The organism is Fischerella sp. PCC 9605 (genome assembly GCF_000517105.1).
In the GTDB taxonomy this organism is placed as follows: domain Bacteria; phylum Cyanobacteriota; class Cyanobacteriia; order Cyanobacteriales; family Nostocaceae; genus PCC9605.
This window is the reverse complement of sequence record NZ_KI912149.1, coordinates 1,626,291-1,650,083: the sequence shown is the minus strand read 5'-3', so window position 1 is coordinate 1,650,083 and position 23,793 is coordinate 1,626,291. Positions and strand designations below refer to the sequence as shown.

Here is a 23,793-nt window from a genome sequence, read left to right as displayed (position 1 = left end):
TACCAACCACCAACCACCAACAACCAACAACTAAAGCAACAACGTACTGTTATTATCAATGAAGGTGGGTGTGCCACAAGTTGCGATCGCTCCGTATTTTTCAAAATAACGACTTACTTCTGGGGGAAAATGCGAGTAGTTAAACAGCGCATCTCCATTGGCAATGTTTGCCCAAAAATCCCGGAGAGTAGGAGCTAGTTCTTGTGCTTGCTCTAGTGGTAGGTTTAAAGGCGGTAGAGTAAGTAATTTCATTAAGAAAGGAAAACTGCGATCGCCCATCCATTTTCGCGAAGTATATTGCAAGTTGGGGAAATTAGGTACTGACTCCACTCGATAGGATAACATTTGCAACCACTGTCTACCGTGGCTATCTTGGTGGAATTCTAAGACTCGATATGGATGAGGATAACTAACTAAAGAACCAGTGGTGATGTCATATACTCCCTGAGAGTACGCTACATCCTGAACGTGTAAATGCCCCGTAAATACCAGCCTCACACCGTAATGCCGTAGTAGATGCAATAATTCTGCTGCATTTTCTAACATGTAGCGATTTGCCATTGGATGGCGTGATTGATTGGGTAGATGCTCAACAACGTTGTGATGTATCATCACCAGTACCAATTCATCATCAGCTGTAGCTAGCACCTCTTCCAACCACCGCAGCTGTTTAGTATCCAAGCGTCCAATTTGCTCTGCTTGGTCATTAAAAAAGTTAGAATTCAGACCAATCAGTCTGACTCCTGGCAATACCTCACAAGTGTAATAGAATTGCTCTGGATTATGGTAGCCGAATTTACGATAATAATAAGGAAATTCTTCAAAAGCAATTGATTGCTCGTTAGCTTTGAGCACAGGAACATCATGATTGCCAGGAACGACGTAGACAGGAAAAGGTAATTGTGCTAGGCGTTTTTCCAACCAAGTATGATTTTCTGGTTCACCGTGTTGGGTTAAGTCTCCAGGTAACAAAAGAAAATCTAAATTCAGCTGTGTTAAATGTTCTAGTACAGTTTCAAACGCTGGAATACTGACTTCCACCAAATGAAAACGGCTAGGATGATTCCAGATTGTCTGGGGAAGCGCAATGTGCAAGTCGCTGACTATGGCAAAGCGAAAATTGGAAATCATTGAAGTAAGGACTTTCTTAAAAACAGTGTGTAAAAACTCTTTTGCAAAAGAGTATAACCTCTGCTTTGTAATTTTGCTTAGCAGCGATCGCGCTTAATATTTATATACATAATGAAGCTAACAATTAAAAGCTAGCGGGTAAAAATATCTAAAAATTTCGCATCACAAACCTAGCTATCCTGGCTTTTCGCTTGCTTCTCTTCAGAGAGTGCTTTTTGGATAGCTTGCCTACAAAATTCCGGGGCATCTTCTTTTTTACTTAGTTCCTCTTTCATTGATTTTGTAATACGTAAATTGATTTTTTCAGTCAATGGTTCGTCTCTATCAGTCTTAAGGGACTTCCAAATAAAAAAGTATCCAAAAATCTCTTGTGGAGGCAGGCGTCTCTCCTGCCACTTGATAAGGGCGCACTCCACAGTCCAGGATAATTTATTTCTTGGAAATCCCTAAATGGTTTTAAGTTTTCTGGGTTCCCTTTAGGATTAGGCATTTATGTTGTAAGTAGAAATTATTAGACTTGTGATGGTGAATCGTCAAATAGATGATCTGACGATTTTTTATAGTGACTCTAAACACATTAGAATTTGGAAGTATTGAATAGTAAGTATGCCTATCCGAGTCCGTCAACACGTTAACCCATTAGCACAAAAGTATCAAACACCCGTCAATCCCCTTGACTGGGCAAAAGTTTATGCTCAGCCAAATCAACCGCTACACCTCGATATTGGCTGTGCTAGGGGAAGGTTTGTGTTGAAGATGGCGCAGGTAGAACCTAACTGGAATTTTCTCGGTTTGGAAATTCGAGAAGCGTTGGTAGACGAAGCCAATAGATTACGGGATGAATTGGGACTGACAAACCTGCACTATCTTTTTTGCAATGTGAATAATTCCTTGCGATCGCTTTTATCAACTCTCCCCACAGGAACTTTACAGCGCGTCACTATTCAGTTTCCCGATCCGTGGTTTAAAAATCGCCACGCCAAACGGCGGGTTGTACAACCGGAGTTAGTCGCTGAACTGGCAGATTATCTTGTGCCAGGGGGAATAGTATTTTTACAATCGGATGTGGAGTTTGTAGCGATGGAAATGTGCGATCGCTTTGCTTGTCATCCAGCTTTCCAAAGGCAAGGTTCAGGAGAATGGCTAGCAGAAAATCCCCTACCAGTACCTACAGAACGAGAAATAGCTACTCAAAAAAAGGGTGAACCTGTTTATCGTGCTTTGTTTGAACGAGCTAGAAGTTAGAGTTTTAGAGTTAAGCTATAGCGATTAAAAATTTAAAATTTATACAGACGGACGAACAACTCGAATCAATATCCCCTACCCTTGCGCCTCTCCTGATCCGGTTTTTTGCGCTTGTGGCAGGGGTAGCTGTTGCGGCTTGCAACCATAATCAATCCAGCTGACATTAAGGGCCTTGTCAACTTTTGGTGAGCACTTAGGCGCAATATTCCTGTGATAACCATTTTCATCACAGGAAACTTTAAATGTATATATACAATAATTCAATAAATTATTTTATATTTTGCTGAGTAATCAATCAATTCATAATTACAATATTTTCATAGTCTGAAATCTTCATCTCCTCTCACCCAGATTTCTTACAAAGAGACCAAAAATGGGATAATAAACTGTTAAAATATAGATAGGATAAGCATTTCAGCAGTTTTAAAACATGACCCCTTTCTCACAGGTGGGTACTATCCGTATCAAACTCCTCAAGCTTGGGACGTGGGTGCTTATCAGTGTCCGATGAGTTCTGGTTTCCAAATGTGGAAATTACAATCCAAAACTCCTGAACTCTAACTTTCACTTCAATAACCGCCAAATCTTCACAATATTCTCCGCACTGCCACCACTAGCAATAGTCTGTCCATCTGGACTAATAGCGACAGAATAAATATAACCAGAATCCTTCTTTAAAGTGCGAATTTCCTTCTCAGTTTTCAGATTCCACAATTTAATTGTGTTGTCACTACTACCACTAACAAGAGTAACTCCATCTAAACTTTTACTGTGGGCGGTGTTTGGTACAAAAGCAACGGAATTGACTTTATCAGTATGCGCTTTGAGGGTGAGAGTTACCTCTCCCGTTGCTAAATTCCACAACTTAATTGTTTTGTCCTTACTGCCACTAGCAAGGCTGTTACCATCAGGGCTGAAAGCTACGGAAATAACCAAATCCGCATGTCCCTTGAGAGTGCGAATAGCTTTTTCGGTCGCTAAACTCCATATTTTAATGGTCTTATCCCAACTACCACTAGCAACAGTTTGCCCGTCAGGACTAAAAGCTACAGAAGCAACTGACTGAGAATGCCCTTTGAAGGTGCAAATTTCCTTTCCTGTTTCCAGACTCCACAGTTTAACCGTATTGTCTAAACTGCCGCTAGCAAGGGTTTTGCCATCGGGACTGAAAGCAATGGAAGTCACTCCAGCAGCATGTCCTTTGAGAGTGCGAATTTCTTTGTTAGTAGCTAGATTCCATATTTTTATCGTTTTGTCTGCACCAGCAGAAGCAAGGGTTTGCCCATCAGGACTGAAAGCAAGACTCCAAACCCATTCGGAATGCCCCTTCAGAGTCAAGATTTCCTCTTTGGTTGCCACATTCCAGACTTTGATTGTTTTATCATCACTGCCAGTGGCAAGCTTTTGTCCATCAGGAGAGAAGGTGACAGAATTCACATCACTGGCATGTCCCTTCAAAGTGTTGGTTTGGTCGGAATTTTTGACAATTGTTTCTTTCGGTTGATTGGAATTAGAAGATTGAGTGATACCCTGCTGGCGAGATAGAAAAAACCAAACTCCTCCTAATCCGAAAATGACAATAGCAGCATTCACCAATAGTCGATTTTTGAACCTTCTACCTGGTCTTAATAAAAATCCCGGCTGAGTTTCTGACGAGTTTGACAGTATGGTTTCAGGGACTGGTAATAGTGATGGCTGACGTGTCAAGTCTCTCATCACATCATCAGCGGATTGATAGCGTTCTTGAATATTTACTTTCAGCAATTTTTCGATCACCATGCCCAACTCCATAGATAGGGAAAGACCGCCCCTAGTAGGAGTACTGAAATATTGCCACCAAGATTCCACCCAACCGTAGCCTTGTTTCATCCACAATTTCGAGGGGGAAACCCCAGTTAGCAGGTAAAAGCAAGTCGTCCCCAAACTGAATAAATCGCTAGCCGGGTAAGCCTCTCCATCCTGCATTTGCTCTATGGGAGTATACCCGTGTGAGCCGATAGTCGTTCCCATTTTCGCTTGTACTGTTGCTGTCAGCAGCTTTGAGGCTCCAAAATCAATCAGTACTAATCGCCCATCGCTTTGACGACGAATAATATTTTGAGGCTTAATGTCCCGGTGAATTACTCCACGCTCATGAATAAACTTGAGGACGGGCAGCAAATCCAATAACAGTTCGCGAATTTCCCTTTCGCTGAATCTTCCTCGCCGATGTAATTCTTTACGTAAATTCTGCCCATCAATAAACTGCTGCACCAAATATAAATAGTTGTCTTGCTCAAAATAAGCCAATAGATGGGGAATTTGGGGATGTTCTCCTAACTCTTGCAGTCGCTGCGCTTCTTGTTCAAACAGCTGAACTGCTTTCTTTAAAGCCCCCGTTTCTTGGACTTTTGGTGCTAATTGCTTAACTACACACTTTTCATTTAGTTTATCTATATCCTCCGCTAGATAGGTGATACTAAATCCACCTTCTACAGAAAGTCTTTCGATAACGCGATAGTGACCTCTCAGCAGCGATATAAGTGGTGTTTTGCAATTTTCGCAATACAGGCTGCCTTCAGGATTTAAAGGATTTTGACAATCGGGATTTAGGCAGCAAATCATACCAGCAATTAATTGGCAGCTTGAGTATATATTAATTTATAACGTATAATTTGACTATTAAATTGACTAAATATTTTTATGAATTAAGGAAATAAATCTACCAATAAACAAGAACTTTAAAATTCAAGTATAGATATTTTTCTATAATCATAGTTACTATAGGAATCCGATTTGATTTATGAAAAAATCTAAGTATCTGTAGGGTGTGTTACGCGATCGCGTAACGCACCAAAGCCTTTGGATGGTGCGTTAGCCAGAGGCATAACGATGGTGCGTTAGCCAGAGGCATAACGCAATGGCAATAAAGGGGGAGGAAAATCCACACCCCTTTTTGCCTCCCCTACGTATATTTCAAAAATCAAATATGAGTCCTATCGCAGCACAAAAGCTTACTTATGTGCGTCTATGTACATTGCTTATGTACTGTCACTGACGTGAAAAATGGCTTTTGTAAAGAAAAAATGGTGCTTATGTCAATAAAAAATGTTACACAGATCCTATTATCCCAACAAATTTCATACCAAACTAATCAATTTTATTGGACTGTGACTAAGGATTAAAAAAATCTTTAAGTAACTATCTAAAGGAATAAAACGATTTGTAAACTAGCAGTGTGAAGAGTGAAACTATGGCAGAAAAAAGTGACAAAAAATATTGGGGGAAATTAAACTGGGCTTTAATATCTACCCTGAGTGGTAGTTTATTGATTACAAGTTATGTTCCGTCTGTTCATGCTTTAGAAATATCGAAAATCTCTGGAGAATTCAAAATTGCTAAAACACCAGATGAGAGACAGCTAGAAGCAGTAAAGCAAGGAATCGAAAAAATCCCTGTTTCGCAACCACCTGCGTCTCCTCCTCCTGACAATCAACCAATAGAGTCTCCTATACCTGCAACTCCTGCACCATCTCCAACGTCACCTTCCGGTACTGATTCTACTTCCGCGCCATCTCCAACGACAGAGTCTACTCCAACACCACCTTCTGGTACTGGTTCTACTCCCGCACCATCTCCAAAGCCGCCTTCCGGTGCTGACTCAACTCCCACAGCACCTTCACGGACATATACGCAACCGAAACCACAGCCCTCCGGTACTGGTTCGACTCCTTCAGGGTCGGGAGGTCGCAAACCTGCTAATCAAGATAGAAATCGTAGAAATTCTACGGATTCGCCAGTTTCTCCAACTAGAATACCTAACCCCAGACAGATTAATTTTGTAGATGTGCAATTGGGCGTTTTAGCTCCGGGTGATTTTAAATACAAAGGCAGATATTTTCATTTCTATCAGTTTGAAGGCAGAGAAAACCAACTGATCCAAATCAGACTTATTGGTAGTGGCGATCGCCGCCGTTCTAACAACCTGAGTCTAGATCCAGCCATGATTTTGCTCGACCCCAACAATAACGTTCTTGTCAAAAGGAGTGGTGGGCAAAGCGCTAACAATGGTGAAGTCAAAGACGCATTTATATTTGTAAGATTGCCTGCTAAAGGTGTTTACACGATCGCTGTCACTAGTCGCAAACCTGGAGAAATAGGTCGCTACAGTTTAGCACTGAGAAATGACAGGGCTAGCTATGCCATTGATGAATCGGGTCAACTAACGGCAAGTAGTCTCACCCTCAGACAGAATGGCAGTCGTTATAACGTTTCCAAGTTTGAGGGGAAAAAAGACCAACTGGTTAGCATACGTGTAGACAGTATTTTGGAAGAATTTCCCCCCTACATAGTCTTGCTTAATTCCAAAGGGCAGGTAATTGACGCAGATAATGATAAAGATGGCAGATACACCGCGCTCATTGACCGAGCCAGATTACCAGAAGATGGCACTTATTATGTTGTGGTGATTTCAGCTATTCCTCAAAAAACAGGAACTTATAGATTGACTTTGTTTTAATTTGTTGGTGGTTAGTTGTTGTTTGTTGGTTGGAATAAATAACAACCAACAAACAACAACCAACAATTAACAAATATCATTGCGACATCCGCCAAATCTTGATAGTTTTATCAAAACTGCCACTGGCAATGGTTGTGCCATCGGAACTAAAGGCGACAGACCAAATTTTATCGTCGTGTCCTCTGAGAGTGCGAATTTCATTTCCTGTGGAGACATTCCATAGTTTGATAGTCTTGTCCCAACTGCCACTGGCAAGAGTCTTGCCATCTCGGCTAAAACTTACAGACCAAACCTTGTTGTTATGACCTGTGAGGGTGTGAATGTTTTTTCCTGTCTTCACATCCCAAAGTATGATATTTCTGTCCCAACTACCACTTGCCAAAGTGCTGCCATCGGGGTTAAAAGAGAGGGAATGGACTGCTTCAGTATGTCCCTTGAGGACGCGGGTTTGGTTGCCTGTCTTCAAGTTCCACAATCTAATCGAGTTGTCAAAATAGCTGCTGCTAGCAAGCGTATTGCCATCTGGACTGATGGCGATCGCATCTACTACGTCACAATCGCCTTTGATAGTACGGATTAGTTTTCCTGTGGCGGCATTCCACAGTTTGATACTTTGATCCCAACTGCCACTAACTAAAGTGCTGCCATCCGGGCTGAAGGTGACAGACTGAACCGAAGCAACATGTCCTGTAAGGGTGCGAATCTCTTTTCCTGTTTCCAGATTCCAGAGTTTGACAGTGTTATCTCCACTGGCAGAAGCAAGAGTTTTGCCATCTGGACTCATTGCCAGAGAATTAATCCATTGAGAATGCCCTGTCAGCGTTTGTCGTATTTCTCCTGTTGCCAGATTCCAGATTTTGATCGTCTTGTCTCCACTAGCAGAAGCAAGAGTTTTGCCATCTGGACTGATGGCGACAGCCCAAACTACATCAGAATGTCCTTTCAGGGTGTGAGCAAGGTTCAAATTTGCCCACGCTGAGTTTGTCTGCTGGTTGTCGCCTTGAGAGGATGAGGATACAGTGGTTACACCAGGGGTTTCCCAAACCAAAACTCCTCCAAATCCCATCAGCGCGATCGCCGCACCCGTTAGAACTTTAATTTTTGAGTAACTCATTTGTACAGGCATTGCAAATTCCGCAGTTGCATCGCTCTCTTGTTGTGAGATTCACAAACCAGAGAGTCTATATTGTTTTTTGGGAATAAATTTATTTACCCATCGGATCGGTTGAATTTCTGATTTCTTGCCAAACTTTTAACATTACTTTGTAGTCATATGAAGAATCGATTAACTTGATAATCGCCAAATCTTGATGGTGTTGTCAAAACCACCACTAACGAGGATGTTGCCGTTTTGGCTAAAAGCGAGGGATTGAACCCCATCGCCATGTCCCGCTAGGGTGCGAATTGCTTCTCCGGTTTTGAGATTCCACAATTTAATCGTCTTGTCGCCACTACCGCTAGCTAGAGTTTGCCCGTCTCGACTGATAACGACGGATCGAACTCCACCAGAGTGCCCAGTGAGAGTACGGATTTCTTCTCCAGTTTTGAGATTCCATAATTTAATCGTCTTGTCATCACTGCCGCTGATTAGGGTTTTGCCATCTGAGGTGATGGCAATAGATGTCACAGTCTGGGAATGTCCATCAAGAGTGCGGATTTCCTTTCCTGTTGTCAGATTCCAAACTTTGATAGTTTTGTCACGACTGCCACTAACCAGGGTTTGTCCATCCGGGCTGAAGGCCATAGACCTAACCCAGGAAGAATGCCCCCTGAGAGTGCGAATTTCCTCTCCTGTTGTCAGATTCCAAACTTTGATAGTTTTGTCATCGCTACCATTAGCTAGAATTTTGCCATCCGGGCTAATAGCAATGGTATGAACTGAGTTGGAATGCCCATCAAGGGTACGAATTTCCTGTCCTCTGGCAAGGTTCCACAATTTGATGGTTTTGTCTTCACTGCCACTCACAAGGGTTTGTCCATCTGGAGTCACTCCCACGACATTAACGCGATCGCTATGCCCAGTGAGGGTAGAAATTTCCTGCCCTGTAGCTAAACTCCATAGTTTGATCGTGTCACCACTGTTACTAACAATCGTTTTGTCATCTGGACTAATGGCAACGGACAAAACAGATCTAGAAGGCGACTTGAAGGTGTGTGCTAAATAAAAGTTGCCCAAAGGAATTTTAGAGGACTGAGGAAGCATTGCGTCAGTGTTGGCTGGTGTATTGTTAGGTTGACCGAAGCCAGAGGAAACATTGATTCCCAACTGATGCGATTGCCGATAAAAAAATTCTCCCAATACCAGCAACATAATCAGAGAACCCACTAAGAATAAATTTCTTAGCAATGCGTATTTTCTGGGTACAGATGGCTGTTGAGTTGGTGGAAGAATTACAAACGAATTTGCAGCTTGGGCTGAGAGTGATGGCTGTTGTTTGGGAACCAAATCTTTTAAGACTTGCTCAGCGGATTGGTAGCGCTGATGAGCATCTTTTTTTAATAGTTTGTCAATTATCTCAGCCAAATCATCACTGATGGCACTTTTTAAATATTGCCGCCAATCTTGAACCCAAGCATAACCATGTTCTGTCCAAAGTTTAAAGGGAGAAGTTCCGGTGAGTAAATGAAAACAAGTCGCTCCCAAACTGAATAAATCGCTAGCTGGGTAAGCTTTACCATCTCTGATTTGTTCAATTGCGGAATAACCGTGTGAACCAATCGAAGTACCCATTTGTAACTGCACTCTTGCCGTCAACTGTTTTGAGGAGCCAAAATCAATCAGGCACAAGCGACCATCGCTTTTACGACGGATAATATTCTGTGGCTTGAGATCTCTGTGAATAACTCCTCGTTCATGGATAAACTTCAGAACAGGTAGTAAATCTAGCAAGATTTCTCGAATTTCCTTAGCGCTGTACCCCCTTTTTTGTTGCAACTCCTTTAACAAATTCTGTCCGTCAATAAACTGCTGTACTAAGTACAAATAAGTATTTTCTTCAAAGTAAGCCAATAAAGTTGGTATTTGCGGATGTTCTCCAAGTTGTTGCAGTCGTTGCGCCTCTCTTTGAAATAGATCCATCGCCTTAGAGAGGGCCCAACTTTCTTGGAATTTTGGGGCTAATTGCTTAATCACGCAGCGATCTTGGAGCTTGTCCATATCTTCTGCTAGATAGGTTCTACCGAACCCCCCCTCATCTGAAAGCACTCGAATAACGCGAAAGCGATTCCGCAACAGAGGTGTAAGCGGGCGGTTGCAAGTTTGGCAGAACTGCTTTCCGTCAGGATTAAGGGGGTGTGGGCAATCGGGATTCAGGCAGCAGATCATTATCAAAAAAATTACAACTGCGTAATAAATTATGCTAAGGTTGCCCCGAAAATTTTCTGAATTAGGATTAACCGTCTCCCGTATTATACTAAATCTCGATTAAAAAATTATGTGAATTTTCTGACTGTAAAACGATCTATTACTGATAAGCAAATATCAAGTTAATTAGGTATTAATAAAAACGCATGGTTTTTGATTACTGCTGACAGCAAACATATTCAAAAAGCACCTGAATGTATTTATTGTTTGTCGATTGTGATAATAAAATTGTTAATTTGATACCTAAGACATATGAAGTTTTCGTTGCTCGTTCGAGTTTCTTGTCTTTAACTTTACTCGCCATTCCCGGATAGCGTTTGCAGTTCTTGCTACAGGTGACAAGTATTGATTAGAAATATCCTTATTTGTAGTTTTAGTATCACTTCTAAGGCGTTGGGTGCTTAAACAGTTAGTTAAAGTTGGCAAATACGATTCCATGCCTAAAGCCCAAATTACCTCATCAGCAGACTTAAAGCGTTCTTCCAAAGAGATTTTGAGCATTTTATTTAACATTTGGGCGAAATGCTCGCTGAGATTGACATGTGTTTGCCAACCGCACTCACCTGTGTTTGAATCTTGGTCAAATTCTAAAGGTGATTTTGCCGTTAACAGATAAAGACAAGTCACACCCACAGCATAAATATCACTAGCATAAACAGGACGCAGGGAAAGCTGTTCTGGAGGTGCAAATCCCATCGTTCCGACAAAATGGGTGTTGGCTGATTCATGCATGGTACTTTCAGCAACGTCAAGCAATTCTTCTTTAACTGCACCAAAATCAATCAATACCAACCGTTTATCATCCTCAGAACGCAGCAAGTTATGAGGCTTAATATCCCGATGAATGACATGATGTTTGTGGACATACTGCAACACCGATAACATTTCTTGCAAAAACTGCTTCACCTCAACTTCATTTTTAGGGCCGTTGCGCTTCACTTTCCATGCCAAATTAGAGCCTCGCACGTACTCTTGAACTAAGTAAAATTCTCCATTAATTTCAAAGTAGTCCAAAAGCATGGGAATTTGAGAATGACTCCCAAGCTGAGCTAAGATTTTTGCTTCTTTTTGAAAGTGCTTGCAAGCGCGTTCCCGACTTTTGGAACTAGTTACCTTCGGACAAAGCAATTTAATCACGCACAAAGGGTTCCCAGGTAAGACTGCATCTTTGGCTAAAAACGTGATGCCAAAACCACCTCTACCCAAAATTTTGAGAATTTCGTAGCGATCGCGAAATAACCTTGAGGAACCACAAAGCTTACCAAGCTGAGTTTGCTTTAAAATATCTGCGTGAATACTCGATATCTTTGGATTAGAAAAGCAATTCATCGCGCAATTAGGCTAGTTGAGGTGGAACAGCTGCTCTAGTATGTTTTTAATTTAACTACAAACATTTTTTTCCGCTAGGAGCATTACCGTAACTTTGCAAAATCCTGAACTTCGCTACCCTAGGATTCATAAAGTTGAAACAAAAAATTTAAAAATTTACGGCAAAATTTTCCTGAATTAAACTCTTCAGTATAATTCCGTAGTGAGTCGTTTATTTGAATTACTATAAAGTTTAGCAGTCAAACAAGAATGGTTCACCGTTTTTGAATGTCAAATATCTTGATCAACGTTCGACGATGCCTATGAGCAAAATCTCCCTATGCACGATACCCAACATATCCACTCATGGTGCCCATTCTGACAAACACTAATACTAAGCATAGTGGATGCCTTCAACACTTGCAATTTTACATGTTTTAGGGTATCAAACAGCCCTGCCTTAAAAAGGGGGGTTAGGGGGGATGGCAACCTTAACAGAACCGTATTTTTTGATATCGGACAAATTTTTTTTATAAAACAAAGCCAGTCTATGCATAATTTGCCCTCATCCAATTGTATTCATAGTCAGGATGCTGTTGGAGTAAGTCCATGCTAGTCTACTGGAAGCCAATTATTATTGAGGTACTATTAGAAGTTTTGCTAGAGCTAGCTCCTGGCAGCATAGACACTTTGGCAACTTGTGCTGAGTATTTAATAGAAAATTCTTGGGAAACTAGTAAAGCTTCAATTCAACTTGTTTTAGCAAAAATAAATTACCAAGTTGATTGTCAATTACCTCATCTTTCCCATGCCATTGCATCCCCAGCTATTTGATCAAAATCAATATCACTACTCTCGATCTACGACCAGAAAAACTTGACTTTACATCTTCCGCATATTTTTACTTAGCGGGTTAAAACCATAAGAAAATTTGGTACTGTCATCGTAACAAGCTCCTGTTAAGTTCGCTCCAAACAGCTTAGTATAGTGTAGTTTGGCTCCGCGAAGATTCGCTTCTATCAACTTTGCACCGCTGAGGTTAGCTCTAGTTAAATTTGCTTTGGCCAGGTTTGCTCCACCCAAATTAGAACCCCATAATTTAGCTTTAGCCAGGTTCGCGCCACTCAAGTCTGCTGCATACAAATTAATGCCCACTAAATTCGCTCCAATTAACTTGGCTCCAGTCAAATTGACACCAGTAAAATCTCTCTCTCCAGCAGCATAACGCCGCTTTAGTTCATCGGCATCCATGATTCTTTTACCTTTATCAGCAAATCAGAAGCAATTTGCTCCCATTCTTTGTCAAGCCCAGCATGAAATTCTGGCTTGTTACTGCGTCTGTACCAGTAACGGGCATTACTTAAATCTCCTTCTTTTCTGTGCAGGTAGGCATGAACCCAGGCACTGTCAGCATCACCAGCATTTTGGACGATTTCATGCGCTTTGTCCCAATTACCTTTGTAGTCATACCACAAAGCTTGTAGCGCTTGTGGTGGTGATTCGGGACATTTTTGCTGTTTTTCAATCAATTGCTGGAATTCCTTTGGTGTCATTATCTTTACCTAAGCATTATCAAACTCTTTTTTGTCTTTACTTGATTAATGACTGTTTGTCAGACGTTTGAAGTGTAAATAAATAGCATCTGCTTTTAAAATATTTAATTAGTTAGTATAAATTCTATTTGTTACCAATACTCAAGTAATTTTGGCAGACTGTAACTAGTATGATTCCAGTGTTTTTTAGTAAAATATAACACATTCGTTGAGTAAATAAGTCTGAACTGGAGTTAATGTGTCAGTATAGTTTATTAATGTTAATGAACATATTAATAATTTAACTCTTCGCTGACTGTTGCCTGGGAGTAATTTAACAAATGAAAAACTATCAAATCCCACCTGGAAGCTTTGGTCTACCTCTGTTAGGTGAAACACTTTCGTTTGTGTCTGACCTTAAATTTGTAGAAAAGCGCTATAAGCAGTATGGGTCTATCTTTAAAAGCCATATTTTTGGCAGGTCTACTGTGTTTATGGTAGGGCCAGAAGCTGCTGAATTTGTCCTTTCTAGCCACATGGATCATTTTTCTTGGCGTGAGGGATGGCCCAATAATTTTAAAGTACTCTTGGGTGAATCGCTATTTCTCATGGATGGAGAGGAACATCGGCGCAAACGCCGTTTAATTATGCCAGCAATGCACGGTGCAGCGTTGGCAAATTATATTGGCACAATGGAGAGAATTACAGAGAATTATTTGAAAAAGTGGAAACAAAAACAGGAGTTTGCCTGGTTGGCAGAGTTCAAGAAGTTGACATTTGATATTGCTAGCGAACTGTTACTAGGTACTCAAACAGACGCAGAGTCTGCACGTCTGAGCAAATTATTTACAACGCTGACGAATGGATTATTTTCTATCAATCCATTAGCTTTACCATTTACGCAATTTGGGAAAGCCATAGCAGCCCGCAATCAAATTCTAGAGCATGTAACTAAAGTTATCAGAGAACGCCAAAAAAACCCTACCAAAGACGCCCTCAGTCTCTTAATCCAAGCAAGGGATGAAGAAGGTAACAGCCTCAGTGAAAAGGAACTCATTGCCCAAGCAGTGCTGTTGCTTTTTGCCGGACATGAAACTACAACCTCAATGCTAACTTGGCTGTGTGTAGAATTAGCCCGTCACCCAGAGGTAATGCAACGCGCTAGAGAAGAACAGATGCAATTTGCTAATGGGGACGCTTTGACTTTAGAAAAATTAGGGCAAATGCACTATTTAGATCAGGTATTGATGGAAGTTGAAAGACTACATCCATCTGTAGGAGGTGGATTTCGTGGAGTAATTAAGGAGTTTGAGTTTAAAGGCTTCCATGTGCCGACTGGCTGGCAACTAGTATATGCAATTCCAGAAACTCACCGTGTACCAGAAATCTATTCTCAACCAGAAAATTTTGATCCAGATCGCTTTAGCCCCGAACGGCAAGAAAACAAACAACGTCCTTTCAGTTTAATTGGTTTTGGTGGTGGGCCGCGCATCTGTGTGGGGATAGCATTTGCAAAGATGGAGATGAAAATAATTGCCGCCCACCTACTACGCGGCTACCAGTGGAAAATTTTACCTAATCAAAGTTTAAAGAAAGTACGAATTCCCACTAGTCGCCCTAAGGATGGACTGCGGGTTAAATTTCAGCCTTTGTAAAATGTTCTATGACACTCCAAATTAACATAAATTGGCCTGATAGATTGTCGCAACGCTTGCAACAGGCAAAAAATTTTGTCAGCGAAAGTGTCAACTCCCTAACTAACTCAACACAGCAAGTAGGGGAGTCGTGGACACAAAGTGCTGAGCAAATTCAGAATACAACATCAACAGCCATTCAAACAGCAATTAATTCTTCAGTGAGTGCTTGGCTTGAGCAACATCCTAATATTTTCCGACTATTACAAATCTTTGGATGGGCAGTTAATCACCCAATTGTAAGTTTCATAATTCTGCTGTTTGTCTTAGCCATACTTGGGAGTATTATCAAAGCAATTGTTAGGTTGATTGAAACAGCTAGTTGGTCAATCTTACAAATCCCTTTTAAATTACTTTTTGCTATTATTAATGTTAGCTTTCAATCATTTACTAAAATTGGCAGCTTAGCATTGAAACAACTAGTAGGCTCTAAACAAACTGCTAATTTAACAGTTTTACCATTAGCTGACGCTCAACTGTTTGACAAAGATAAACAACAAAGATTAGCAGTAATTTCAAATAGACTTTCAGAAATTCAAAAGGAACAACATGAGCTTTTAAAAGAAGCTACAGAACTTTTAGCTTCAGATACAAGTGATATCAAAATAGAAGGCTGATTATACTTTAAATTAGTACTTATTATTAGACTGTCTTAAAAATACTTGGTGTCTTAGTGCCTTGGTGGTTAAAAAATCTTGAACCACCAAGACACCAAGACACAAAGAGACAAATAGTTCTTTACAAGATGTCCAAATTTGCAGCTTGTCGTCACTTCTACGAAAACTTTATTAATTGTTTTCTATAAGTCTGACTCCGCTTCAACATCCTCATCTTTGATCGCAAAATCGCTGATGTAATCCCGCACAACGCGCTCAAAAAATAAGGGAGCAGGTAGTGCTGTCCAATCGCTGTAGTGACCAAAGCCGTAGCGCAGTGATTCCACAAGGGCAGCTAGGTCATCAGGGTTATCTTCTGGTTGACGCAAGGTAACGACAATCTCAAGAGGATTGGCAGTAGGCCAGCGAGCCACAAATGGAGCTTGTTTAGTGAGTTGATGTACCTGTAACCCAGCTTTGTTATAAATTGGCTCTTTTGAATCATCAATTTTTTTGACTAGGGTGTAGGTTGGACGATAGCAACTTTGTCCACGGGAATATTGATGTGGTAATTCACGCGCCACAGATAGATAAGCTACGCATCTAGTTTTGTTAGTCGCGCTGAGTCGGAATAACCCTGTTGCACTAGATGCTGAAGGAATTTCTAGCGCAGGTGGCAGTTTCTTTAGTTCTTCTTTAGTTCTGGTATCTTCTACAGAAGTCTCTATTATATGTCTGGCTTTTTTCTCAATAATGCCAGGAGCCAGTTCTTGACGAATACGAATTATACGTGCGCCTTGCCATTCATCTTGCATATGCTCATACTGCTGACCGAGGTTAATTTGATTAGCATTAATCTCAACATCTTTAAGCCAAGACCATAGTTGGACACAGTTGGAAGAATCAATTAACACTAACGGTTGCGCTTTTTCTTCCACAGAATTGGAAACAATTTGTTTCACAAATTTCATGAATCGAGTCTTGCGTACCTCATCTTTATCAGCCAGTTTGATAGGAGTAAGTTGCGAAATAAAAGCGAGTGCATCAGGAAAACTAGTCCAAGGACTGATATCTATACCGTTTCCTTTCTCGTAGGCACAGCAAAACTCACACTTCCCTGTATCTACATTAAGACGTATTGCTATTGGTAAAAATGTATTTTCAATTTTTTCACGAGCGCGACCCCTTTGTTTACGGACAATTGTAATGGCAATAATTTCTTTTGGTCTCGCTTCTGGTGGAATATTTTGCAGATACTTATCAACTTTTTCTTTGATATCATCAATGCAACCAGAATGAGCAAAGATTAAATCTTTTAATGCTGACTGCATCCGATGGAAAAAGTCTGCAAGTTTAAGACGGTTTGTTTTTCGTGTCTTTGCAATAGGTAGTAGAAACTGCACACCAGCACCAGCCATTGCTAATGCTTTGCGGGTTGAGGGTTTATTAACTTTATCATCAGGTTTAGCAGTTTTTTGACCAGTAGGATCTGGGTAAAACTTCCGCGCCATTACTAAGCAGAAAGTTGGCTGATTGAGCTTTTTAATCTGTTGTGCAGTAGATTCCCATGCTTCAATTCGCTTACGCGATCGCTCTTTAGCTTTCAACTCTTCTCCTGGTAAAGCTTCTTGTGACCCGTGGGTATCTTCTGGCAAGCGATTAATTTCTATTTCAAGTGTGTCTCCCCACAAAATTTGAGTAACCTTCTGCAATAGTTTCGCTTCTGTTTGTAAATGAGCTTCATAAAAGATAAATAATAAGGGTTGTTCATTGAGATACAATCGCTGCATTGCTGTTTGGTTTGCCTGAATGATGCCTTGAAGTTCATCAGTCTGATTTTTTGTACGTTGGCTGAATTGAAGAGCTTTTCTTCCCCAATCAATCCCTTCTAAACGAATGTTAAAGTATTTACTTAGCAAATCATCAATTTGTTTATCATTGAGTTGATCAAGATATTTGGGAGTAAATTCCAAGTTAGTATTTGTTTCAAGAGCTTCCAAAACACCACCAAGCAGTGTAGGAAGATTAATCATGCGAGATGCTGTATCATCCAGGTTGTGCTTAGATGGTATTTTTGTGTAACCATTGAATATTTCGATTCCTAATGGTTTAAGGATTTTAGCGATCGCCTCAAACGCATCTAATTTATCAATCTCTGGTACACCTGTTTCAATACCGTATTTTTCTGAAGTTTCTTCGTCGTCTTCTGAATTATTTTGAAGTCCATTACGGTAAGTAAGAAGTACCTCACAGCTATCAGTAGAAGCTAAACCTAATGCGATTTCTTGTCCATCACAAGATGGACCTATATTCAATTATCTCCGCAATATTTCAAAATCTTTATCTGTTTTCCAAATCCATTTAATTTTCTCTTGCTTATTATTTTTCCCCTTTTTGTTGTTTTTATCCCGTTCGCATTTTACTTGATAGCTAAAAGCGCGTTCAGAATAGTCTTTATAAAATATGAAACCGCTAATATTCCTACGGTCATATTCAGGAGCTTTTAACTGAGTGAACCAGCGACGTTTAGAAACCTCAACTTGTAATAAAGGTTGATGTAAAGATGGATAAGTAATAACTTCCAATCTCACTACAAAACTGAATTTTCCCTTTTTGTTCTGTAAGGTGATCGGATCTGTAATCAGTTCTGCAATACCAGAGGTAAATGTACCATTGCTGAAAATAACACGTTTCATCAGCCCTAAACCTGGAAAAATAACCTGTCCAGCAATTTGACGAGCCACATAATCTGCAAGCATTCGATACGCATATTTATCTTTAGGTTGAGTTGTATCCGTCTGTTTATTCCAACCCCAAGGTAAGACTTGAGATTTGAATGGAGAAACTTTTATTAACTCTCCTCTTTCTTGCAAATCTTCCAAGCGGTTAATAATCTTTATTGATATATCCTCCTTTTCAGCAAATGGTTTGAGATAATTGGTGAACCAATCATTAATAATTGGGCGAAGCACTTTATTTATTTCTTCTTCATCGCCACCAGTAAGGTAAACAAAAGGTTCTGGTACGCGATCGCCTTTAGCATAATTCAAGGCATATTTGCTAAGACCTACCTCTGGTTCAATTCGTGCTGCATCTTTTAGCACTATTTGTAGAAAATTTCGCAATGAGCCATAAGGAAGATTTTTGACATTAGCTCCTTGTTGAATCTCGTCAAAACATTGCAAACCTGCTTTTGTCCAAGTAAGATTAGAACCCTCTACGATAATTGGAGGTAGTTTATCTGATACTGTGAAAGCTAAAGGAAATTTTGCAATTGGTTTGATTGCGCCTGGCTGAATATACAATGTATCTGAAACCAAATCACCTTCATTATCTTCGTCTTCCTCTTCTGCAAATAAATCTTTTTCCAATTCCATTTCATAATCAAAATTGTTAATCATTTTTACATCTCCAATAGTGCTGAAAACTCATCAAAACCTTCATCTTCATCCGCAGATTCTTCTAACGAATTTAGTTCGTTGGAATAAATTACTCCTTGAATGCGTTGTAAAGATTTTAGAAATGCGCCATAAAGTTCTTGATAAATTTCACGAATTACAGGGTCTTCATGGTTAACACATTCTTCTAAAATTATTCGCATCTGAACCAGCATACTATCTCGCCCAGAGTCGGGTTTCCCTTCTGCTGATTTTTTCGCCCAAGCTGCATCGACGAAGTAAACTGATACTGGGCATCCATTCCGCATTCCTCGACCAATTGTTTGCAGAATAGCTACCATTTGATTAGCCGTAAATGATTTGAATAGTTCAGACCCCAAACGGCTTGCCATTAAGGGTTCTCGTAACAATCTATTGGCAGTTCGCCACAGGTCTTTTCTTGATTGCTGCCAAACTTTTGCTATTGCATTCAAATCTTCTGTTTCACTAAAAACTCGACTATCAAATTCTTGTGTTGCTCGTCCTGCTAAGCTGTACAAAAGCTGCATATCATTTTTGGTAGGGTGAGGACGAGTGAGGAAGTAAATCGAGCCAATTGCTGCATCTAGTTTTCTTTCCCCTTTGGTGAAAACGATGTTGACACCTCTACCAATTGCCAGCATGGGAAAAATTAAAATATGACAATTTTCATCATCTCCCAATGCTTCACACTGAGCAGAAGTGACAAAATCTTTTGGTTGTTCTCCGTCTCTTAGAGAATTAACAACTGCTTTTGTATGCCTACCAACATCAGGATAATAGTCATTGATATATTTCTTGATCTGGCGAGCTTGGTCATAACTATTGACAACTAAAGCAGCTTTGCGATGAATATCAAACTTCACATCGAATCTACGGATGGACTTATAAATTTCAGATTTAGTCGTTCCTCCCTTCACAAGAGCATCTACCATACGCTCAAGATTACGTTTTTGAATGTCGCGATCGCCAGCACCGCTGTATAGTAGAGGTTGATCGCCACGTTGACTATCTGAAAACCATTTGAAACGATAAATGCTTTCTGCTGATTTATTATTTTCTGGCTGACGTGGTTTGAGTAAATAATGGGGATCGACGTTAATGTGGTAAGCGGGACTTGCTTGTAAAAATGATGTGGCTGAGGTAATTAAAATGGTTGGACTTGTTTGTCCGTCATCTGCTGCTAACAACCTATGAAAGCGGTGCATTAACATCCGAGGTGCACCTACAAATGTAATGTAAGATAATTCCACATTTCTGGCAGCAGTCCGCGTTGTTAGTGCTTTGAAAAAACTATATTGCACACCAGAAAATGAACCTAAAATACTTTCTGGAATGAATTTTCTGAGTTCTGGTGATGCAGTTGATTCCATAATGGATTCACGAATGAAACCTTCTGCAAGCATTGTTCTTGTCCCTGGTACAATTCGCTGATAACCCAAAATTACGAATGTAACAGTTATAAGTAATTTAATTAAATCCTCTGCTTCTATGGTTAATTGATGATCCGGAAAACAGAGCTTGAAAAATAATTCAATAATTTCTTGGACGATCGCATCACGATGCTTAATGAGATTTTCAGCTAGGTAACGGCGGAAATGATGAATGAGAGTCTTCCATTCGTGTTCTAAGGTTTCTCGGTTTATGCCTATAGTCTGAGGCCAAAAATCTGCTTTAAAATCTTGAGAGTTATTAACACCTGTGCGCTCGTAAAAGGCGTTATATGCTGCTTTTTCCCAAAATTCAGCTAACGCTCGACTTTTGGTAACTTCTCTTTTGACTTCTTGTTCATCAATCTCATCTTGCCTATTAGTTTTGTTAACACTATTCAATAGTTCGCTAACAATCCGTAATACAGTCAGCAATTGATTTTCGTAGCGTTCTCTTACCCGCGATCCAGACATGTTATGAACGGTGGTAATCAAAGAGGTATTATGATTGCCAAATTCCGCTAAGTCACGACTGTAAAGTTCTATATCCCGATCAAATAGTCGATAGTTTTCACCACGAGCAAAGCGGTTATGAATTTGTTCGAGAATTACTCGGTGAATCGATCGCTCTGAGCCGGAAATACTTAAAGTTGCTGCCCCATAATTATCTAAGACGTTCTGCACCATGTCGCCTTCGTCGAAAACAACTACGTCAAAGGTACGGGCAATTAATTCAAAATATCGTATTTGTTCGTAAGTTGCATGAGGTGATATTTCAGTATCGAGCGATCGCACATGACCAACCCAAATATTCGCATCCAATAAATCTCGCTGTGCTTTATTACGACCGCACATTGTCCATAAGGGACACAGGCATTTTTTCAGCTTTCCCTGTTTCCCTCCTCCTTGCAATATCTCGTTGCAAGGTGCGTAACCAAAGCCCCACAGAGACATATCCGCAGTAGAAAAAGCTGGCAGGACGCAGTTCATGCCAAAAACTTCTGCCTGTTCTAAGGTGTAAGCAAAACCACCATTATTTCCTGTAGCGGCGATCGCTTCTGCAATATTGTCTGCATGGCGACGACGAGTTTCATCACCTTGACCAACAAGCATTCCCACTTTAACTTGATGAAATGCCAAATCAGCCATGTACTGTCTAGCAACTTCGATGGAGGGAAACACAAACATTGCTTTATAGTCATGTAGCCCCAACCAAACAGCAATCAACACAAGCAAGGTTGTTTTACCTGACCCAGGCAAACCAATTAAGTGCTTGATGTCTTCTAATTCCAAGACATCATCTTCTTTCCGCAGTCCTTTTCCCGCCTCCGATACCATCAGGTCAAAGCGTTCAAACCGATCCGCCCAATTACCAGGTCGTCGTTCAGAATCTTGTTCACGCCTGTCCATCTCAATAGCCAAATCGCGCAGTTCTCTTAGAGGAATGCGAATCTTCCCTTTTGGTTTGCGGTTGAGGGAATGTGTGCGATGTGCAGCAATCGGGGCAGTGATACGAGGAATAGGTAACTGCACGGCAGTTGACTCTTCACCTAAGGCAACAGCCATCGCTTGACGAGGATCGGCAACTGTAAAACCATACGTCTCGTATGGCAAAGGGGTACTGAGAATTTGCCGCGCCTGTGTAATTAAAGAATCTTCTAAAGGGTCTGTTCTTTTAAAGTGAAGTGTTTCAATATCAATTTCATACGACCCTTTAGTATTGTTGCAGTAATGATAATTGTTATAAAGAGCAATACCGTGCTTAACTGACTGGTTTGTAACATATGCCAGTGACATCTGCCGCATATTGAAGATAGCTTGACGGGCTTTTTCAAATGCAGGTGCATTTAAAATGCTGGCCATGCCTGACATGACTACTGGTGCATACTCCAGCGAATTAGTACCGATAAATTCTTCCATGAAGACGCAAAGCCAGCAAATTCGCTCTGCACCTTTCCAAAACTTAGGTTTGGTTCGCATACGGCATCTTCTTTAAAAACTCAATGACGGAGGAAACTGACATAATTTCTAAACTGGCTGGATCGTCTTTTTTATCAAGGGTTGATTTGAGAGTAGAAATGTAACTTGGGTTATCCTCAATTAAGCGATCGCTCACAGCCAAAATCCGACGACGATAGTAAATTAGCCCGCCAATACTACGATTGAGCCGCAAAGCTAGAGTCACTGGACTTGTGTAGGACTTAGCATCAATCCCAATTGCTTTTTCATTAATCGCTATATCGCATAAATCCGACTCTGGATAAAGTTCAGCGTTGAGATTACTTTGTTTGGCTGTATCAAAAATGGCTAATTCGTCAATTGCTGGGCCTGTCCAGTAGGTGAGAATTTGCGGCTTGGCAATTCGTACAATATCTTTGTTGGGGTTTAGTGTCTCAGATACTTTTGGCAATTCATGGCCAATACACTGACGAATGGGACAGCGCCCTTGTGCAAAAAGTTTATTGTTAGGATGAGGTCGCATGAGTGTGCGACAGTATGCACAACGGTGTGCTAAACCATCAATTAGCCAAATATCTGGTACTAGGTCGAAAAATTTCTCAACGATCATTCCCTGTAAAGGAGTTAAGTCATTGTCAACCAAGTAATCTAATAGTTGGCGTTGTCCTATCAGGGAATACCTACCAAACAACTCTCGTAGTGCAGTGTAAGCTTTGTGCTGGCGGCGACCGCCCAACCGTTCAGTCGCGTCGCATAAGTCAGTATAAAGGCGGTGTTCAATGACATTATTTTCCCCAAAACCCCCACTGAGGTTGGCAATCTCTGCACAGTCTGAGGTGGGAACTCGCAAATCTGGATCGATAATAGTTGCGTTAGAAAAGCGAAAGTCTGATTGGCTAAAAATTTTTAATCCCCAACGATCGGAACCAAGAGGGTAGCGTGCGTTATCCAAAACAGTGTGTACACAAGCTGCGCGATCGCATTGTCCTTCTTCAATATATAGACGACCCAATTTGCACATTGCTTGATAGAGTTCTGGAGGCAGGCTACTATCCTCTTGACGGACAATTTGTTGCCCTGGCAGCACCCGCTCATATTGGCGAAGAATTCCCTGTGCTAACAGCACTACGGCATCTTCAGCCAGATCCATCGCTGGGCGGTGTCCAGTTGGTAACGGCAAAGAGGTTGCTGGAATTGCAGGTAGCCATGTCGGGTCTTGATCTTGAGCCTCTGCAAGAATTTGCCTCTCTAAAGCTTCTTCAGAGAAAGAAGGCAATACTTGAGCGATCGCTGCCAATGTCCAACCCTTCTTTAATAGTAAAGTTGTTGCTAATCCCTCTAAAATCTGACGAAATCCAAATTCTTGACCTTTGGGTTGCGATAGAATTTGCTTTGCTCTCCATGCCCGAACGGTTCGCAAGGCTGGTGGTTCTACTGACAGTCTGAGGTGTTCAATCTGGCGTTTAAGTTCTTTTGTAAGTGCATCCGCAGTTCCCTGCCACTGACGCACGCTTTCAAAGTTCATGTATTTAACAAGAAAGGCAGAAGTTCGAGGGCAGAAGGCAGAAGGTTTCTGCCCTCGAACTTCTCGCGACCGAAGGGAGCAAGGGTTGAAGTCCC

The 23,793-nt window shown here is 40.9% G+C and carries 17 protein-coding genes; 5 read left to right on the top strand and 12 right to left on the bottom strand.

Annotation, left to right across the window (positions count from 1 at the left end; genetic code table 11):
- Window positions 1-30 precede the first annotated feature (30 nt).
- Together FIS9605_RS0122145 and FIS9605_RS37790 are read right to left on the bottom strand one after the other, a co-directional pair.
- The gene (locus tag FIS9605_RS0122145; protein ID WP_026734550.1) at window positions 31-1,131 is read right to left on the bottom strand and encodes a metallophosphoesterase family protein; all 1,101 of its coding nucleotides are present in this window, start codon (window positions 1,129-1,131) and stop codon (window positions 31-33) included.
- 170 nt (window positions 1,132-1,301) lie between these two features.
- Window positions 1,302-1,442: a hypothetical protein gene (locus FIS9605_RS37790; protein ID WP_331280974.1), complete on the bottom strand. Its 141-nt coding sequence runs from the start codon at window positions 1,440-1,442 to the stop codon at window positions 1,302-1,304.
- Window positions 1,443-1,737: 295 nt separating this feature from the next.
- On the opposite strand from FIS9605_RS37790, the gene trmB reads away from it, so the two are divergent.
- Window positions 1,738-2,376, top strand: coding sequence for a tRNA (guanosine(46)-N7)-methyltransferase TrmB (trmB, locus tag FIS9605_RS0122135; protein ID WP_026734549.1), 639 nt, complete (start codon window positions 1,738-1,740; stop codon window positions 2,374-2,376).
- A gap of 564 nt (window positions 2,377-2,940) precedes the next feature.
- On the opposite strand, the gene FIS9605_RS0122130 is transcribed toward trmB, so the two are convergent.
- Window positions 2,941-4,980, bottom strand: a complete 2,040-nt coding sequence (locus tag FIS9605_RS0122130) for a serine/threonine-protein kinase (RefSeq protein ID WP_026734548.1) — start codon at window positions 4,978-4,980, stop codon at window positions 2,941-2,943.
- A gap of 628 nt (window positions 4,981-5,608) precedes the next feature.
- Between FIS9605_RS0122130 and FIS9605_RS0122125 the strand changes: the two genes are divergently transcribed.
- Window positions 5,609-6,874, top strand: a complete 1,266-nt coding sequence (locus FIS9605_RS0122125; RefSeq protein WP_026734547.1) for a PPC domain-containing protein — start codon at window positions 5,609-5,611, stop codon at window positions 6,872-6,874.
- A gap of 76 nt (window positions 6,875-6,950) precedes the next feature.
- Here the strand turns inward: FIS9605_RS0122125 and FIS9605_RS0122120 are convergent, their stop codons facing one another.
- The 3 genes from FIS9605_RS0122120 to FIS9605_RS0122110 all read right to left on the bottom strand — a co-directional run bounded on the left by FIS9605_RS0122120 (window position 6,951) and on the right by FIS9605_RS0122110 (window position 11,567).
- Window positions 6,951-8,000 (bottom strand): WD40 repeat domain-containing protein, encoded by a 1,050-nt coding sequence (locus FIS9605_RS0122120; RefSeq protein ID WP_026734546.1) that lies wholly within the window; start codon window positions 7,998-8,000, stop codon window positions 6,951-6,953.
- 159 nt (window positions 8,001-8,159) lie between these two features.
- Window positions 8,160-10,199, bottom strand: coding sequence for a serine/threonine-protein kinase (locus tag FIS9605_RS0122115; RefSeq protein WP_026734545.1), 2,040 nt, complete (start codon window positions 10,197-10,199; stop codon window positions 8,160-8,162).
- A gap of 282 nt (window positions 10,200-10,481) precedes the next feature.
- Window positions 10,482-11,567: a serine/threonine-protein kinase gene (locus tag FIS9605_RS0122110; protein WP_026734544.1), complete on the bottom strand. Its 1,086-nt coding sequence runs from the start codon at window positions 11,565-11,567 to the stop codon at window positions 10,482-10,484.
- A 588-nt stretch (window positions 11,568-12,155) separates the two neighbouring features.
- Here FIS9605_RS0122110 and FIS9605_RS0122105 point away from each other — a divergent pair.
- Window positions 12,156-12,380, top strand: coding sequence for a hypothetical protein (locus FIS9605_RS0122105; RefSeq protein WP_026734543.1), 225 nt, complete (start codon window positions 12,156-12,158; stop codon window positions 12,378-12,380).
- 48 nt (window positions 12,381-12,428) lie between these two features.
- Here the strand turns inward: FIS9605_RS0122105 and FIS9605_RS0122100 are convergent, their stop codons facing one another.
- Window positions 12,429-12,797 (bottom strand): pentapeptide repeat-containing protein, encoded by a 369-nt coding sequence (locus FIS9605_RS0122100; RefSeq protein WP_026734542.1) that lies wholly within the window; start codon window positions 12,795-12,797, stop codon window positions 12,429-12,431.
- The gene (locus FIS9605_RS0122095; RefSeq protein WP_026734541.1) at window positions 12,779-13,099 is read right to left on the bottom strand and encodes a hypothetical protein; all 321 of its coding nucleotides are present in this window, start codon (window positions 13,097-13,099) and stop codon (window positions 12,779-12,781) included. Before FIS9605_RS0122095 ends, FIS9605_RS0122100 begins: the two co-directional genes overlap by 19 nt.
- A gap of 320 nt (window positions 13,100-13,419) precedes the next feature.
- Here FIS9605_RS0122095 and FIS9605_RS0122090 point away from each other — a divergent pair, with 320 nt between their 5' ends.
- Both FIS9605_RS0122090 and FIS9605_RS0122085 read left to right on the top strand, forming a co-directional pair.
- Window positions 13,420-14,733: a cytochrome P450 gene (locus FIS9605_RS0122090; protein WP_026734540.1), complete on the top strand. Its 1,314-nt coding sequence runs from the start codon at window positions 13,420-13,422 to the stop codon at window positions 14,731-14,733.
- 56 nt (window positions 14,734-14,789) lie between these two features.
- Window positions 14,790-15,389 carry a hypothetical protein gene (locus FIS9605_RS0122085; protein ID WP_331280973.1) on the top strand — a complete coding sequence of 200 codons (600 nt, stop codon included), beginning with the start codon at window positions 14,790-14,792 and terminating at the stop codon, window positions 15,387-15,389.
- Between the two features lie 182 nt (window positions 15,390-15,571).
- Here the strand turns inward: FIS9605_RS0122085 and FIS9605_RS0122080 are convergent, their stop codons facing one another.
- From FIS9605_RS0122080 to FIS9605_RS0122065, 4 genes are read right to left on the bottom strand one after another with little or no spacing between them, the layout of a single operon-like run.
- Entirely contained in the window at window positions 15,572-17,683 is a 2,112-nt protein-coding gene (locus tag FIS9605_RS0122080) for an RNaseH domain-containing protein (protein WP_026734538.1), read from the bottom strand.
- Window positions 17,684-18,769: a pPIWI_RE module domain-containing protein gene (locus FIS9605_RS0122075; protein ID WP_026734537.1), complete on the bottom strand. Its 1,086-nt coding sequence runs from the start codon at window positions 18,767-18,769 to the stop codon at window positions 17,684-17,686.
- A 2-nt stretch (window positions 18,770-18,771) separates the two neighbouring features.
- The gene (locus tag FIS9605_RS0122070) at window positions 18,772-22,194 is read right to left on the bottom strand and encodes an ATP-binding protein (protein WP_026734536.1); all 3,423 of its coding nucleotides are present in this window, start codon (window positions 22,192-22,194) and stop codon (window positions 18,772-18,774) included.
- A complete protein-coding gene (locus FIS9605_RS0122065; protein ID WP_026734535.1) occupies window positions 22,178-23,698 on the bottom strand; it encodes a restriction endonuclease-related protein in 1,521 nt (506 codons plus the stop codon). Before FIS9605_RS0122065 ends, FIS9605_RS0122070 begins: the two co-directional genes overlap by 17 nt.
- Window positions 23,699-23,793 lie beyond the last annotated feature (95 nt).